We start from the raw sequence: 16,349 nt of genomic DNA, 5'->3' as shown, positions 1-16,349 counted from the left end.
TTTTTAGTTAAAAAGCATTAGCTTAATTATTCATCATCTTCAACAAGCGTCATTAGTGATGTGTTACCACCTGATGCTGTTGTATCAATACTGATTGTTTTTTCAGTAATAAGACGTTTGATTAATGTATCGTAATACTCAGAGCTAATTACCGGTAAAATAGCACCTTTACGCTGTGCAAGCTGTTGGCTAAAGTAGCCCAAGCGAGACGAGCGAGCAGCAACTACCGCACCGGCTAAATGAGGGTGCGCCAAAATAGCTTGTAACTGGTTAGGTTTAGCTACTTGGAAAACACCTTCTGCAACACCTGTAGAGATAAATTTATCTTTAAAGGCAACGGCTTCATCATAAAACAGCTCAGACGCTACAGTAATTACCGTATTACCTGCGGCAATAGCAGTAATGATAGACAATGCCCAGAAGTTAAATGATGTGCTCTTATCTGCATAACACACTACACAACCACGTGCTTCTAGATGAAGTGTATTAGACTCACCCGTTGGCCCAGGCAGGGTAGTAAACTTACGCATGTGCTTTTCAAGGCGGTTAAGCTGTGCACGTGCTTCTGATAATGTTAATGCTAAGTCGTCTGCTAAATCGTCGATAATTTCTACCGTCGCGATTTTAGCAAGCAACTGACGTACAGCCGAAACACGGTCGTTTAGTGGTGTTGCACGCCAGATTTTTTCATCGCGCATTGAGTTGGCCATTAGCTTTTTAACTTGCTCATTCGCACCGCTGTAGTGGTGTAAATCAAGTTCGTCAGGCGTTAGGTTAGTCATTTGTACGTTATCTGGTGATGCTTTTTCTTTTACTAAACGTTGTAGGTAGTTAGGGCCACCGGCTTTAGGGCCAGTACCTGATAAACCACGGCCACCAAACGGTTGCACACCAACAATGGCACCAATCATGTTTCGGTTAATGTAAACATTACCCGCACGTGACATTTTAGCAAGGTACTCACAGCGCTCTTCGATACGTGAGTGAACACCCATTGTCAGACCATAGCCTGTGTTATTTATTTGATCCATCACATCATCAAGTTCATTCGATTTAAAGCGAACAATATGAACACATGGGCCAAATACTTCACGTTTAAGTACTGATAAGTCTTTAATTTCGTATAAACGAGGAGCAAAAAAGTATGCGCCATTTTGAGTGTTATCAGGAATTTTACATTCGTAATGAAGTATAGAATTACCTTTTAAGTACTCAACGTGCTCGTTTAAGTTTTTAAGTGCTTTTTCATCAATTACAGGGCCAACATCAGTTGATAGTAACGATGGATCGCCAATGTGTAACTCAGCTAGAGCGCCTTTAAGCATTTCGATAATGCCATCAGCTACGTCATCTTGAATGAATAAAACACGAAGAGCAGAACAACGTTGGCCAGCACTTTGAAAACCAGAACTGATCACATCGTCAACTACTTGCTCAGGAAGCGCCGTTGAGTCAACAATCATACAGTTTTGGCCACCTGTTTCTGCAATTAACGGTACTTGAATATCGTTACGTGCAGCAAGTGTTTGAGAAATTAATGTGCCTGTTTCAGTAGAACCTGTAAACATAACCGCTTGAATGCGCTCATCTGGAACAATTGTTTTACCTACTTCTGAGCCGCGAGCGATAACCGGTTGAACAACGTGCTCAGGTAAACCAACAGATAGCATTAGTTCAATGGCACGAAGGGCGATTAAACTTGTTTGCTCAGCAGGCTTGGCAATTACAGTGTTACCTGTAACAATCGCAGCAGCAACTTGACCTAAGAATATTGCAAGCGGGAAGTTCCACGGGCTAATACATAAAATAACGCCACGGGCTTCGAAACGCTCATCTTTAGATAACTCTTCAGCGCGCGCTGCGTAGTAACGACAAAAATCAACCGCTTCACGTACTTCATCAATACCATCTTGCGCTACTTTACCCGCTTCTTTAATACAGATAGCGACTAGTTCGTCGTGATGACGTTCTAAAATGTCAGCAACGCGGCGCAGTAAATTAGCGCGCTCTTTTACTGGTGTTTGTGACCATGATTCAAGTGCCGCTTCAGCGTTAGCCAGTAATACTTTCATCTCTTCGCCAGTTTGTAACTTAACGTGGCCGATGATTTCTTTGTGATTTGCTGGGTTTTTAACAGCCAATGAGCCTTCTGGTACTTGGCTTTGCTCAATTAAGTGCTCGTTAAACCATGTTTCAAGATTCTCTTTGAAAGGGGTAATAACATTAATATCGGTTAAATCCATGCCTTTAGAGTTAGCACGTTCTTCACCGTATAAATCAATTGGCATTTTTATTTGCGTATTGTACTTATTACGCAAGCCTTGCAGTGTTTCTACAGGGTCTGGTAGTAATGATTCAACAGGTTTTGTTGTATCTACAATCGCGTTTACAAATGATGAGTTAGCACCATTTTCTAACAAACGACGAACAAGGTAAGCAAGTAGGTCTTCGTGTTGACCAACCGGTGCATATACACGGCATTGAATTTTTTCTTCGTTAACGATTTGGTCGAATAATGATTCACCCATACCGTGCAAACGTTGAAATTCAAAACCGGTGTTGTCGCCTTTCGCTACTTCTAAAATAGTCGCGGCAGTGTAAGCGTTGTGTGTTGCAAACTGCGGATAAAGTACGTCGCGCGCTTCAAGCATTTTAATAGCACATGCTTTGTAAGAAACATCGGTTGTTGCTTTACGGGTAAATACAGGGAAATGCTCTAAACCATCTTGTTGTGTGGTTTTGATTTCAGTATCCCAGTACGCGCCTTTAACTAAACGTACCATCATTTTACGACCAACACGGGTTGCAAGGTCTGTTAGCCATTCAATTACAAAAATAGCGCGTTTTTGATACGCTTGAACCGCTAAGCCAAATCCTTGCCAATCACCAAGATCTTCATCACTAAATACCGCTTCAATCACATCAAGAGAAATATCTAAACGGTCAGCTTCTTCAGCATCAACGGTAAAGCCGATATCGTATTTCTTAGCGGCAAGCGCAAGCTCTTTTAACTTTGGTACAATTTCTTCCATCACACGGTCTTTATGAGTGAACTCATAACGTGGATGAATAGCAGAAAGCTTAACTGAAATACCAGGGCTCTTAATTGGACCACGACCATTTGCCGCTTTACCAATCGAGTGTATAGCATTCATGTAGCTGTCAAAGTAACGCTTCGCATCTTTCATTGTGCGCGCGCCTTCGCCTAGCATATCGTAAGAGTATACATAACCTTTTTGCTCTGTATCGGCAGCACGTTCAATTGCTTCGTCAATGGTACGACCCATAACGAATTGCTTACCCATAATTTTCATAGCAAAATTTACAGACTTACGAATAACTGGCTCACCTAAACGACCAATGGTCTTTTTAAGCATGCCGAACTGTTGTTCTTTCGTTTTGTCTGTGTAGTTAACCATTTTACCGGTAACTAATAATCCCCAAGAAGACGCGTTTACGAATAAAGAATCGCTGCTGCCCAAATGAGAGCTCCAATCACCTTTCGCTAACTTGTCACGAATCAGTACATCTTGAGTTGCTTTGTCTGGTACGCGAAGCAGCGCTTCGGCCAAACACATTAATACAACGCCTTCTTCACTAGAGAGTGAAAATTCATTTAAAAGCGCATCAACACCGCCTTGCCCATCTTGCTCTTTACGAATGTTTAAAACAATCTGGCGGGCTCTTTCCCAGGCACGACTTCGTGCTTTTACGCCTACTTCTGCAAGCGGTAAAATATGATCAATAACCGCATTTTCATCTATGCGGTAGAAGTCACGGATTCTTTGTCTAATAGGACAAATCGTTGTTAAATCGCCGTTGAATAACATAAGCAACCCTCAGGAGTGTTAAGAATTAAAGTAAAATTAATTACCAATAAATTACCAGTGATATTGTGAGTGCATTCTAATTAAATTTCAGCAGAATATGCTGGTTAAATTTCGCGTTTTACGATAATTTACAGGGCATAAATTTAACTTATCCGCATAAAATTCTGTTATGACAATTCCAAATAGATTACGCATGCTAGATCGTATTGATTTAGCCATACTAGACGTTCTACAAAAGAACGGCAGAATTTCAAATGTTAACCTCGCAAAACAGGTTAATTTGAGTGCAAGCCCGTGCCTAGATCGTGTAAAACGATTAGAGCAAGAAGGCTATATCGAAGGCTACTACGCTAAGCTTAGCGAAGCAAAGCTTAATCAAAGCTTAGTAGCACATGTTCAAGTGTCGCTTGTTGCTTCAAATACAGCAGTATTTAAGGTATTTAGAGAGCATATACTAAGAATACAACAAGTCGTTGAATGCGACATGGTGGCAGGCGGTTATGATTATTTATTAAAAATCCGCGTTTCTAATATGGAAGAATATAGACAAGTTCTTGGCGACTTAGTCGATATTCCCGGCGTGGGCACTCATCATACTTATATGGTGATCGAAAAGATTAAAAAAGACGAAGGGCTGCTAATCGACATTTAAGCTTTTCTCAAGTAATAAAAAACCGCAATTGCGGTTTTTTATTTTAGTAGATAAAGGCTATACCAAATAGTTAGTACATCACCTTATACATAATTTATTACGACCTTCCGACTTCGCTCTATATAAAGCCGTATCAGCCGCGCATATTAATGCCTCAGATGTTCTGTACTGATTATCGTATTCACACGCTAAACCCTGGCTTACACTTATCTTTACATTCGCTGGCAAACCAATATCTCTAAAATTAATGTTGAGTATTTTTTCTTGAATACGTTTTGCGATCATTTCTGCATTTGAGACATGTGAGCGGGGTAATACAACAGCAAACTCCTCACCACCATAGCGTGCTACTAAACTATCTTTTGAGGGGAGGCAGTCTTCAATTGTTTGAGCTACTTTTTGCAAACATTTATCACCCTTTACATGACCAAAATTATCATTAAACAGTTTAAAAAAATCAATATCGATCAAGATAAAACTCAAAGGCTGTTTGTCTACTATGCATTCTTGCCAATTTTTAATAATTGCCTTCTCTAAAGTGCAGCGATTAGCGACGCCTGTAAGGTGATCTATTTTGGCTATGTTTTCGAGTACTTTATACTTTTTAACATGCCTAGAAATATCATGCATAATACAAATAAATAGAGGAGTATTGTTTGTGGTTGATGCGGGTATACAAGAAATTGAGAGCTCTATATCTAAACAGTTACCATTGTTTTTTATTATTTTAACTTCTTTTGGGCCATGATTGAGTGGTGTTTGATAGTTGTTTTTCCAACTTTCAAACATATATTGATAGTCATCGCGATACTGTTCTTGTAAACAATCTTGCCATTTTTTACCTATTAATGAGTCAGACGTAACATTAAAAAAACGAGCTGCAACGGGATTTACTGATTCAAACACTCCATCTGCATTAACAATAAAAATAGCATCGGCCATGACATTAGTGACATTAATAATTGCGCTTATTTTTTCATTGTTAACGGTATTAGAAATGCTGCTGATTAATGCAGATACAGCGTTGTCGGTGTTGTTTGCTCTGCTATTTTCATTATTGTTAGACATGGTGTTGCTCATTTTTATTGTTAATGAAACTTTATGTCTAGGAGTTTATTTAATTTATGGGTTTTAAACCTTTCGGTAACCTTCTGATTTAAGTTATTGTTATTTAATGTTTATTTAGGGGCGTTTTTAAAAAATTGCACCGCAATTAATAGGCCAGTGCAATTTAAAAAGAAGCGTTGCTAATTAGAGTTCTTTTTCATTCTTAACTTGAGGATCGGCGCTTTCATATTTTTTGCCATTACACTCAACGTTAAAGATTAAGCATACAGATCCATTATTTTCGTCTGTGTCGGTAATGATAATTGTGTGGCTGTTATCACTTACTTTATAGCTGAAGTCTTGGGCGCATGGTTTTTGTGTGTCGATATCGGTGATAGTAGCGCCAGTAAATACGAAACCATTTTGAATTGTGGCGTCGTCTAAATTGTAGTTGCCAGCGGTTTCGGTTCTTACAACACCACCGCCAGTAGCGGGTTCGCCATTTTTTGTATAACTAAAAATAGCTTCACCGTTGTTAAGTTTAATATTTACTTGAAAGTCGACATTTTCTAGGGTGTTATTCATATCATTTCCTTTATGAGTAATTATAGTTGGAAGTTCGTAATGCCTAATTTAACTAGGCTTGTTTTTATTTCTGATATCTCGTCTTCTCTGTTTAAACAGGTATAAGCTTGTACTAGTGGGTATGTTATTTTTACGCTCTGACTTGTTTTTGCTGCTTCAGAAATAGTTTTGATAGCACTTAAGCAAAATTGCTCTCGCTGTTTATTAGTTGTAGCTAAGTTCGCTTTGATTAAGTTTATTCTTGTATGTACTAAGTAATCACCAGTTCTAGTTAGGTTGGCTAATTGATGTGTGTAGTTTTCATTATTCTCAAGCTCAGTTAATAACTCCTGTGCTTTGAGTGGTGATTGTCTATTTATAAAATATTGAATCAGTGTAATTTGTGTATTGATAGTGCTGGTATTTTTAAAATTTTGAGATTTTAAAAAATTAATTATTTTTTCAATTGTTGAGTCAGTACTTTCATCAGTAGATAGCATTAGTGAATGTGCTAAAGAGCGATAATACATAAGCTGAAATTTATTGTTTTTTGGATCTTGTACTAAAGCTTCATTGATAACTTGATTAGCCAAGCTGGCTTTTTTATGAGCCATCCGTTTATCACTCAAATAGCTCAGTAAATAACTTTGTTGCATATATATGTTTGCTGACGTGTAAAAAAGGCTTGCATCACTAGGGTAGTTAGCAGTCAATTTTGTGATTACCTCAACTGCACCTTCCAATATATTAACTGCTTCATTAAAGTTACTTAGCTTCTCTTCTGTTTTTGCAAGCCAACTAATCGTATCTGATTTATCTCGAAGTAAATTTTTGTTATTCGGTTTTAGTTCAAGTGCTTTATTTTTAAGTAAAAGCGACTCTGTAAAGTTCTTTTTTGCAGCGCTGTAGTCAGACTTTTCTATGTATAAAGAACCTAAAGAATTAGATGAATACGACAATTCCATAATGGAGTTAAAATCATTGGCTGCCAGCGCATACATTTTTTTACTGTAAGCGTGGTATTTTTTAAACATTTGCTCAGTAGCTTGATGATCATTTTGATCATAAGCTAATTGACCAAGCCAAAAGGCATTGGCACCTGCAAGCGTGAGTAGCTCTAAGTTGTTAGGCTGTATTTTTAATAATGCCTCAAGGCGGGTGCGGGCGTTTTCAAAGGCGGTAAAGGCTTCATCGGTTTTACCTCGGGAATAAGCTACTTCACCCATTGCTTCGAGGGTTTGTGCGTACTGAAAACGGTTGTTAAATTGTGCTTTATTATCGCTAAAGCTAAAGAGAGAACTTGAATCGTCAGTTTGCTCAGTAAAATACTCAAGTGCTTTATTACTAATACCATCAAGTAAGTCCATACGTTCAACGCTACGTAATTTATCGGCAAAGTCACCCACCATAAACCCTAGTAAGCTTTCGGCCTCAAGCTGTTTCTTTTGCGCATGTTGTTGGGCCTTAAAACTAGTAAAGCTCATTAATAACGCGGTAAATGTAAGTAAGCACAATAAAGCAACGGTCACTCGTTTTACTCTTATTTTTGTTTTTGTTTTTTTAATAGAGCTTTTGATAAGAGTGTGCTCGTTATCATCTAATTTAAACAGTTTGTCGTTTAGTAATAGCTGCGCTTCTTGTAGCGGTTTACCTGGCGCTAGGAGGTAAGCACTACTTTTACCTTCATCTATCCAATTTTGCGCTTGGTGTTGTAAACGACTTTTTATTGCTAAGGCATCTTTATGGTCATTAATCCATTGTTTTGCGCGCGGCCATTGACGTAATAATGCCTCGTGAGCAAGGCTAAAGCAGGCTTCTTGGTTTTGTAAATGCGATACAAATAAACGGCTATCGACCATGGCTTGCACAAGCTCTTTTTGGCTTGTGTTCGTTAATGTTTGCCAGCGGGCAGCGCGGCTCGTAATGGTTTTACCATCTGGATTTAAAGTGATCAGCTGTGATAACACGCTTTTTAGTTGCTGTTGTTGCTCGTTACTAAGGTCAATAAATATATCTTCTGCTTTTTTGCCTATGGCGCCCTCAATACCACCGAGTTTTGTGTAAACACTGTGCAGTAGCTCGTTATTATCACTGCGCTGTAAGTACAGCTCTTGCAATGTGTATTGTAGCATGGGCAGTGCATCGGGGTTATTGGCTGTATCGGCGCACAATATTTCATCCAGTGGTGTTTGGGTTTGTGGGTCATTGGAGAACGTTAAATTAGCGGTTAGCGCTGGCAGGCGAATAATTTGTTGGAGCTCTTGGCGGTTTGGCGGTGTTAAATCGTAGTGGGCGCCATGAGCTTTGCCTGCCATTAGACTTGGTTGTTCAACGACTAAAGGGTAAAAGTCGTTACGACACGCACTAAATACAATCACAGTTTTAGAGGTTGCTAAGCGCTCAATAACCGATAAAAAATGGCTGCGCGTTTCGCTACTAAATATAGGAGAAGAAAGCAGTACTTCTAAGCGGTCAATAAATAAAAATAACTGTGGTGTTTTAAGTTGTGTAGAGGCTTTGCTAAGTGCAATTTGTATGGCGTTGATTACGCCATCGATTGTCAATTCTAGTTGCTCTGCCAGTGTTTGCGCGCTTAATCCTTCAAACACAGGCTGGGCGTTTATATCCCAATCAAGTAATGCAGAAGCTAAATCTAAAAAAAGTCTATTTTTATGAACATCTGCAAAGTCGAGTTGGCTATAAGAAATAACCCCAATGCCGTTATAGCCTCGCTCATCTAGCAGTTTTGGTAAAATCCCAGCATTAACAAGCGAAGATTTACCCGTACCGCTAGGGCCAAGTATTAAGCAAAAAGCACGACCAAATTTAACTTGGCTCGATATTCTATTGAGTAACGTTTCTATAGATTGATTGCGGCCAAAAAATAGGTGTGTATCGCTTGGGTTGTAGGCGCTTAATCCTAAAAAAGGAGAGCCACCTTGCCATGTGTTTTCACTTTTTTTTATATCTTCAGCCAGAGGAAACTCAAGTTTTGCAATAACGCGGTAACCACGTTTGCGAATAGTTTCTATGTAGGTGGGTTCACTTGCTTTATCACCGAGGGCTTTTCGTAACTGGGTAATTGTTTTATGCAGCGGGTTATCGCCGACCTCAACATTTTTCCAGCATTGATCTAATAGCTCGTCAGTAGTAACAATTTCGCCTTTTTGGAAGCAAAGATGAACTAACACATCCATGGCTTTTGGTTCTAACTGTTTATTTTTTTCTGCACGCTGAAGAGTATTTGACTGGGGATTGACTTGCCAATCACCTAAATAAAAAGGGCTGCGATTCATAATGGCTCATTATTGTTATTATGTAATTAAAGCGAGTGATTAGCCGACTTTTTTAACCAAGTCTTTATATTACAGATAAAATAACAAACAGATAAGGAGTTTTTACGCAGTAAAAGAAGTTTATTGATGTGGGTAATTCAATATTGAATTACCCACTGGATTTTATGACTATATATCGCTTTTATTTATAGTAATGACGCGTTGAGGGAATGGGATTTCAATATCAGCGTTATTAATTGCTTTATAAACACCGCCATTAATAGCCAGCTTGGTTTCGATAATTTTAGTAGTAGGTACCCAATATCGGTAGCTTATTGTAACACCGCTATCGGCAAAGCGTTCAATACCCACTTGTGATAACGGATTTTGTGCGACTAATTCGTGTGCTTTAAGTACGTCTTCAATAAGGCTAATCGCATTATCAGAGCAAGCACTATAGGCTATATCTATTTCACCTTTGACCAATGAGTAACTAAATGAGTTATGAAGTATTTCACCTACTATATGCTTATTTGGAATGGTGATTTCTACTTTTTCTTCATTGATTAAAATAGTGTAGCCAAGCTCAATTGTTTTAACTTGGCCGCTTACATTTTTAACTTCAATAGTATCACCAACAACAAAAGGTCGAGTGGCTATAATGGCAAGGCCCGCACCATAGTTAGAAAGCATTCCTTGCAGCGCTAAACCAGCACCTAAAGATGCAGCACCAATGGCTGCTACAAATGGCGTAACGCTGATACCTATTTTGCCAAGTGCAATAATTATAACCATTACAATTAGCAGTACTTTTACCACGCTACTGACAAAGTTAGTAAGCGTAATGTCAACGTTATGACGGGTCATTAACGCGGCTACAAATTTGGCAAGCTTTTGTGCTATCCACAAACCAATGAGGACGATAAAAATAGCGCCAACAATTTGCATACTGTAGGTAACCATATACTCAGTAAGCATGGTGTAATATTTTTCAAACTGTTCGATTTCAGAACTGATCATAAAGCGCTCTATATTAGGGCTATGTTGTATTTTTCCAACTATAGCAAAATGTTGACTAAAAATGGATATAACAGCGGCACTATAATTGCTGTTAATAAAGCACTTAGCGCCATTGCAACTGAGGAGTAAGCGCCTACTTTTGGATGCTCAGCAATAGCAGCAGCGGTCCCAATTGCATGACAAGCTGTGCCCATTGCAACACCTTGAGATTCGTGATTAAAAATATTAATGAGTTTAAAAAGCATAAAGCCAAATAAAGCGCCTAGTAGACCAATAAAAATAACTAAAGCCGCAGCAAGAGAGCTAATCCCCCCTAATGAGTCAGTAACAATTAAAGATATTGGGGTTGTGACACTGAGTGCGGCAACAGATGCACTTAGCTGCGCAGGCGCATTAAATAATATGCTTAGCAAAAATGCCACAACGGTTGCGTTAACAATACCTAAGCTACATGTTGCGACTATGAGTAATAGATTTTTTCGTACGTGTGTAAACTGCTGATATAAAGGAAGTGCTAAAGCTACAATCGCGGGCTCTAATAACCAGCTTAGTAATTTGCTGTGCGAGGCAAATAGCGTATAAGGCAAATTTAGGTTAATTAGTAATAAAGCGATAATACTAATACTTAAAAATACGGGGTTAGTGAGCGATTTAAATACGCTGTTTTTTATACTTTGGTTTACGGCCCTTAGTGCTAAAAACAATACAATAATAAAAGGAATACTTAGCCACCATAAATTAGGCTGTAGCTCTGAAATAGCGGAAAAAGTAAAATCAGTCATTATTTTCTCTTCCCTTAAAGTACGCAATTACACTGCTAACAAGCAACAAGGTAGTTATAGGGACTAGCACCACAACTGAGGCTAAAAATGCCCAGTGCGATTTTATAAGGCCGAGATGTTCAATAAATCCCACACCCGCAGGAATGAAAAAGATAGGCATAATATTTAAAATAGGGGAGGCGCATGGTTTTATATGTTGCTCTTTTACAATACCCGATAAGAGTAAAACTAATAAAATAACCATAGCGAGTAACGGTGCAGGAAAGCTTCCACCAATAAAGTGCATAATGAGTTTAGCGCAGGCTAAACATAGTAAAATAATAGCGCTACTGAGCAGATATTTCATCAAAGTGGCTCACAGAAAAGATAAGAGCTTAACTTTAACAAATCAAACTCTTTTATGCATTGTGCAATAGTCTACCAGTGCTTTGTATTTGCGTAGGTTATATTCGCTTTTCCTTTTGCTTTAGCAATTGCTTTTTTAGTGTTTGGGTTTAACAATAAGCGAATTTGGCTGAAGGTTTCTTTAGCGAGTATTTTTCGTTGGTTTGGTTTATAGCTAAGTTGTGTAATGCGTTTAATTGCAGCGAGCGTATCTGGTGAACGCTCAAGTAATGTATCGAGCATGTTTTGCGTTGCTTGGTGAGTATCATCGGTAAGTTTAGTAACCAAACCTAGCTCATTTGCTTGTTGTGCAGTGATTGGGTTTGCGTGGCTTGCAAGCCAAAGTGCTTGGTCGCGCTTAACTAAACCGCTCATCATTACATTTGCGCCCATATCGGGGCACAATCCCCAACGCGCTTCCATAATGGCAAGTTTGGCATCAATATGAACAACTCTGTAATCTGCCCCCAAAGCTATTTGCAAACCACCCCCTAAACAGTTGCCATCAATTTGTGCAATAACGGGCACACTAAGTGACTGCCAGCCTAATACTACTTTTTGCGCTAAATTTTGATTGCCTGGTAACCATTTAAGCAATAATTTCACTATGTTCATTGGTGTAGCCATTACTGCAGATATATCAAGGCCTGCACAAAAATGCTCGCCATCACCTTTTATTACCACAGCACGAATACTACGATCTCTTTTTATATTTTTAATGGCTTTGTTTAGCTCTACAAACATTTCAAAGCTTAATGCATTTTGTTTTTTTGCTCTGCTAAGCGTGACGGTTGCAATGCCATTTTGTTTTTCTAGTTTTATCATTACACACTCCTCTGACCTGTTGCTTGAGCTTATGTTGTTATAGGAATTAAGTAAAGTGACGGTATTTTTTAAATAAATGGAATTTATTGCTAAAGCCGTAGTCTTAAAGGATTGGTTTTAGATGAGAAAAAGCTAAACAATTCGGACCTAAGATAATAAAAATATTTTACGTTGTTATTTTAACTAAAATAATAAAAGTAATCTTTATATTCAATAGTTTAGGTGAATTGTTATTTATCGATTTAGTTGTATGCTGAATAAAGCATGACTCGGTTACAAAAAAGTCAGTGTTTTACGTTTTTTTTTATCAAAATGATGATGAGATTTGATAATATAGCGCAACTTAAAAGCTTAAGGTAAGCACATATGTCGGGTCCACGTTTATATACGGTAGAAGAAGCTACTCACCAAGCTTATGATATTTTTTTAGAGTTAGCGCCAAATAACTTGAGTGAAAAAGATGTTGAAGACTTTAATGAGTTTAGAGAAGACCTAGGCTTTATTGAAGAAGACGAGCCAGATGACCAGTGGCAAGACTTTGTAGCCCTTGAAATAGAGCCAGAGCACTTTATTCAGGTGTTGGTTGGTTTAGAATTTGAAAATGATGATGTTTTGTTTGCTAAAATTTTGATTAGTCGTGATAAAGATGCTCCGTTTTGTCATATTTTATGGAAAGAAACTGAATAAGCAATACTGCTTATTTTTATAATTGTGTGCAGAGAGAGTATTGTGCGTAAGTATTTATTTTTAATTTTTTTAATAATTAGCAGCCCAAGTTGGGCCGTTGATCCATTTGAAGATTTTCATGAATATGGCAAGCTCTCTGATGAAGAAATTCATGAGTTACACAAAGGTGACATGTTCTACGGTGATACTGAATTTGGCTTTATTCTAAGTAAAGGTAACACCAATTCGACCAGTTTTAAGCTCAAAGGTAATTTATACCAAGACTTTGAAAAGTGGCGTAACCAATTTAAAATAGACTCTCTTTATAAGCGTGATGAGAACGATGAAAGCGGTGGCACTGATGTTACAGCTAATCGTGTTTTTGTATCAGCGCAAGGTAACTATAAAGTAGGTGTTAAAAACTCCTCATTTTTTATTTACGGTGATTACGAAGAAGATGAGTTTAGTGGACTTGATTTTAAAAGTACGGTGGCGACAGGCTATGGTGCACGTGTATATCAAGGCTCTAAAAACAAAGTAGATATTGATATAGGACCTGGTTTATACCGTTCAGTAGCGGATGAAGATTCGGATGTGAGCGAAGATGAAATTAATAAAACCGGTTATTTAGTACGTGTTGCAATGCAGTGGGAACGTTTGGTTTCTAAGCGTACTCGTTTTAATCAAGATGTGAGTATAGAGCAGTCGCTCTCAGGTCTTAATTCTCGCTTAAAATCGGAAACCGCACTAATAAGCCAAGTGATTGGTGCGGTATCACTCAAATTTACCTACATGTATCGTTATAATTCAAAACCCGAAGATGATAAACTCAAGTTTGACTCAGAGCTGAGTGCTACATTGGTGTACAGCTTTTAAGTATTTATTTAATTTAGAGAATATTATGTATCAGCATAAACAGTATGCGGTGTTTATCTTTTTTGTATTAGCGTGGATAGGCGGTTTTGTAGCGCTTGCATGGAACTTGTTAGGCGCTGATGGACCTTTAATGATATTTGCTGGGATTTTAGTGCTGGTGGGCTTTTTGTTCCATGGTCTAACAGTAAAAGTAGATGATAAGAATATTAGCTGGGCGTTTGGCCCAGGCGTTGCAGGGCAAAGCATTGAGCTTGACGAAGTAGTAGAAGCTAAGGCAGTTCAAAACTCTTACAGACACGGTATTGGTATGCGAATTACTCACGATGGTTGGGTGTATACAGTATCTGGCTTTAGTGCAATACAGCTAACGCTTAAAGATGGCACTTTGTATCGAGTTGGCACAAACGATCAAAAAGGTTTACTAGCCGCTCTAAAAGAAAAGAATGTATCAATCGCGCTGCCTAGTAAGGCAAAAACTGAAACGGTTAAGCGCAACAATATGATATAAAAAAAGCGCCCTAGGCGCTTTTTTCTTGGTTTAACAGTGTATTAGTGGTCGTGACCACACCCACCTTCACCATGTACATGACCATGAGTGAGTTCTTCTTCGGTTGCATCACGTACTTCTAGTATCTCTACATCAAAGTTAAGTGTTATGCCTGCAAGTGGGTTATTACCATCTACAATAACTTCTTCATCTTGGATATCGATGATCATTACTGATTGGTCACCATCATCTGTTGATGCACGAAATTGCATGCCGACTTCAATTTCCATACCTTCAAACATCGACTTAGGTACAGCTTGCATTAGGTTATCGTGGCGTTCGCCATAACCTTCATCAGGTTCAACTTTTACGCTAAGTGTGTCGCCTGGTTGTTTGCCTTGCAAAGCATTTTCTAGGCCTGAAATTAAGTAGCCTGTGCCAATGATAAAGTGTAGTGGCTCACCACCGAACGAGTTATCAATGCTATTGCCATCATTATCCATTACCGAATAATGCATTTTTACCACTTTGTTTGCCGCAACGATCATAGTCATTCCTATTTATTCATCTTCAAGAGAGTAGGGTAGAGGCAGAATGCTTAGCTCCACCTGAGGTGTGTGTTTTGCACGAAGTACCTGAGTTACATCAGTATCGTTTGGCAACACAACGAGGCCTGTTAATTTATTTGTTTGTTCATTAAAGCTTTGTGCAATAAGTTTACCCGCACGGCGCCAATATTCGCCTAATTGGGTTTCTAAATCGGGCTCTGAAAGTATCCCTTCGCTTTGACCTGAAACTATATACATTGCACGCTTATTTTTACCTAGGTACTTCATGCGAGCCACAGTTTCTTGACCGGTATAACACCCTTTTTTAAAGCTTATACCGCCAATAGCATGTAGGTTTACCATTTGAGGAACATACTCGCCAATTGCATCTGCACTTAACTGAGGTTCACCTGCAAGCATAGATGCTTGTTGCCAAGGAGCTTCGTTATCAAGTGTAGATACGTCATCAGGCATACTAAACTGGCTATCGACCATCAATAAAACACGGTTATCAGCTAATTTTAGTGCTTTACCGCTTTCAAAGTCACACGCGCTCGCATCACCTTCAAAGTTAATATCAAGTTGTGCGAGTACACCCGATAAATCATCACCAATGAGACCAATTAATCGCTTTGAACATGCACTAATGTCAACTTTTGCAAATACGGCATACTTTTTTAGCTCAGCTAACGATTTTTCTACTTCGTTTTCGCTGCCTGTAAGGTAGTAGCTGTCTTGATAAGAAAATAATTTAAATACGCCCCAAAGTTTACCTTTAGCGCTGCAATGGCCAGCCCACAAATAATTACTGCTGGTTAATTTATTTAGATCTTGAGAGATTTGCCCGTGTAAATAAGATAATTTATCAGCACCGCAGAGGCTAATAAGTTGATGAGATAACGGACATGCATAAACGCTCGACATAAAAACCTTCTTTGCAATATAAATGAAGTGACATAATAACGCAGTTGTTACGTATGGTACAGACAAGCGCTTATTGGTGCGGGTTTATTCTTTAATGAGAGATTAATAGCTGCTAAATAGGCTTGTGTTTGTTAAACTCGAGTCAATTAAGTATGAGGTTTAAAATGGTTGAAATTCATAGTAAAGCACGTATTCGTTGGGCTTGCCGTCGTGGCATGTTAGAGCTTGATGTTTTGTTTATGCCGTTTGTTGAAGAAGCATACGACTCTTTAAGCGCAGAGCAACAGGCTATTTTTCAGCGTTTGCTAACAGAAGAAGACCCTGACTTATTTGCATGGTTTATGGGTCATCAAGAATGTAAAGATGAGCAGTTAAACGGTATGGTTTCGCTGATCTTAGACCGAGTTCGTGTATAGGTTTACAGTTACTAATAATAACGCTGACCACAAACCTATTGTGGTCTTTTTTT

15 protein-coding genes are annotated in these 16,349 nt (G+C 38.6%); 5 read left to right on the top strand and 10 right to left on the bottom strand.

The window, feature by feature from the left end; all coding sequences use genetic code 11:
• Positions 1-26: 26 nt before the first annotated feature.
• A complete protein-coding gene (gene putA / locus GQR39_RS00360; RefSeq protein WP_010553201.1) occupies positions 27-3,830 on the bottom strand; it encodes a bifunctional proline dehydrogenase/L-glutamate gamma-semialdehyde dehydrogenase PutA in 3,804 nt (1,267 codons plus the stop codon).
• 169 nt (positions 3,831-3,999) lie between these two features.
• Here putA and GQR39_RS00355 point away from each other — a divergent pair, with 169 nt between their 5' ends.
• A complete protein-coding gene (locus GQR39_RS00355; protein WP_024590009.1) occupies positions 4,000-4,482 on the top strand; it encodes a winged helix-turn-helix transcriptional regulator in 483 nt (160 codons plus the stop codon).
• Between the two features lie 78 nt (positions 4,483-4,560).
• On the opposite strand, the gene GQR39_RS00350 is transcribed toward GQR39_RS00355, so the two are convergent.
• The 7 genes from GQR39_RS00350 to GQR39_RS00320 form a co-directional block, all read right to left on the bottom strand.
• Positions 4,561-5,550 (bottom strand): sensor domain-containing diguanylate cyclase, encoded by a 990-nt coding sequence (locus GQR39_RS00350; protein ID WP_121954206.1) that lies wholly within the window; start codon positions 5,548-5,550, stop codon positions 4,561-4,563.
• Positions 5,551-5,733: 183 nt separating this feature from the next.
• Positions 5,734-6,114: a DP-EP family protein gene (locus tag GQR39_RS00345; RefSeq protein ID WP_165734542.1), complete on the bottom strand. Its 381-nt coding sequence runs from the start codon at positions 6,112-6,114 to the stop codon at positions 5,734-5,736.
• 20 nt (positions 6,115-6,134) lie between these two features.
• A complete protein-coding gene (locus GQR39_RS00340; RefSeq protein WP_121954204.1) occupies positions 6,135-9,389 on the bottom strand; it encodes a winged helix-turn-helix domain-containing protein in 3,255 nt (1,084 codons plus the stop codon).
• A 168-nt stretch (positions 9,390-9,557) separates the two neighbouring features.
• Positions 9,558-10,388 (bottom strand): mechanosensitive ion channel family protein, encoded by an 831-nt coding sequence (locus GQR39_RS00335; RefSeq protein WP_008167991.1) that lies wholly within the window; start codon positions 10,386-10,388, stop codon positions 9,558-9,560.
• A 38-nt stretch (positions 10,389-10,426) separates the two neighbouring features.
• The gene (locus GQR39_RS00330; protein WP_165734541.1) at positions 10,427-11,170 is read right to left on the bottom strand and encodes an LrgB family protein; all 744 of its coding nucleotides are present in this window, start codon (positions 11,168-11,170) and stop codon (positions 10,427-10,429) included.
• Positions 11,163-11,516, bottom strand: a complete 354-nt coding sequence (locus GQR39_RS00325; RefSeq protein ID WP_002958731.1) for a CidA/LrgA family protein — start codon at positions 11,514-11,516, stop codon at positions 11,163-11,165. Before GQR39_RS00325 ends, GQR39_RS00330 begins: the two co-directional genes overlap by 8 nt.
• Before the next feature lie 71 nt (positions 11,517-11,587).
• The gene (locus GQR39_RS00320; protein WP_165734540.1) at positions 11,588-12,379 is read right to left on the bottom strand and encodes a crotonase/enoyl-CoA hydratase family protein; all 792 of its coding nucleotides are present in this window, start codon (positions 12,377-12,379) and stop codon (positions 11,588-11,590) included.
• Between the two features lie 366 nt (positions 12,380-12,745).
• On the opposite strand from GQR39_RS00320, the gene GQR39_RS00315 reads away from it, so the two are divergent.
• From GQR39_RS00315 to GQR39_RS00305, 3 genes are read left to right on the top strand one after another with little or no spacing between them, the layout of a single operon-like run.
• Positions 12,746-13,066, top strand: a complete 321-nt coding sequence (locus GQR39_RS00315; protein WP_007581697.1) for an HI1450 family dsDNA-mimic protein — start codon at positions 12,746-12,748, stop codon at positions 13,064-13,066.
• A gap of 42 nt (positions 13,067-13,108) precedes the next feature.
• Positions 13,109-13,921 carry a DUF481 domain-containing protein gene (locus tag GQR39_RS00310; protein WP_007581700.1) on the top strand — a complete coding sequence of 271 codons (813 nt, stop codon included), beginning with the start codon at positions 13,109-13,111 and terminating at the stop codon, positions 13,919-13,921.
• 25 nt (positions 13,922-13,946) lie between these two features.
• Positions 13,947-14,429, top strand: coding sequence for a hypothetical protein (locus GQR39_RS00305; RefSeq protein ID WP_165734539.1), 483 nt, complete (start codon positions 13,947-13,949; stop codon positions 14,427-14,429).
• Positions 14,430-14,470: 41 nt separating this feature from the next.
• Here GQR39_RS00305 and GQR39_RS00300 read toward each other — a convergent pair whose 3' ends face one another.
• Together GQR39_RS00300 and GQR39_RS00295 are read right to left on the bottom strand one after the other, a co-directional pair.
• The gene (locus GQR39_RS00300; protein WP_007581704.1) at positions 14,471-14,956 is read right to left on the bottom strand and encodes a peptidylprolyl isomerase; all 486 of its coding nucleotides are present in this window, start codon (positions 14,954-14,956) and stop codon (positions 14,471-14,473) included.
• A 12-nt stretch (positions 14,957-14,968) separates the two neighbouring features.
• Complete coding sequence (locus tag GQR39_RS00295) at positions 14,969-15,880, bottom strand: folate-binding protein YgfZ (RefSeq protein WP_165734538.1); 912 nt, start codon at positions 15,878-15,880, stop codon at positions 14,969-14,971.
• 164 nt (positions 15,881-16,044) lie between these two features.
• Here GQR39_RS00295 and GQR39_RS00290 point away from each other — a divergent pair, with 164 nt between their 5' ends.
• Positions 16,045-16,296 carry a succinate dehydrogenase assembly factor 2 gene (locus GQR39_RS00290; protein ID WP_007581709.1) on the top strand — a complete coding sequence of 84 codons (252 nt, stop codon included), beginning with the start codon at positions 16,045-16,047 and terminating at the stop codon, positions 16,294-16,296.
• The last annotated feature ends 53 nt before the right edge of the window (positions 16,297-16,349 follow it).

The sequence above is a fragment of the Pseudoalteromonas sp. C8 genome (assembly GCF_011378685.1).
In the GTDB taxonomy this organism is placed as follows: domain Bacteria; phylum Pseudomonadota; class Gammaproteobacteria; order Enterobacterales; family Alteromonadaceae; genus Pseudoalteromonas; species Pseudoalteromonas arctica.
Note: the sequence above shows the minus strand (reverse complement) of the source record. Positions and strands in the feature narration are given on the sequence as shown.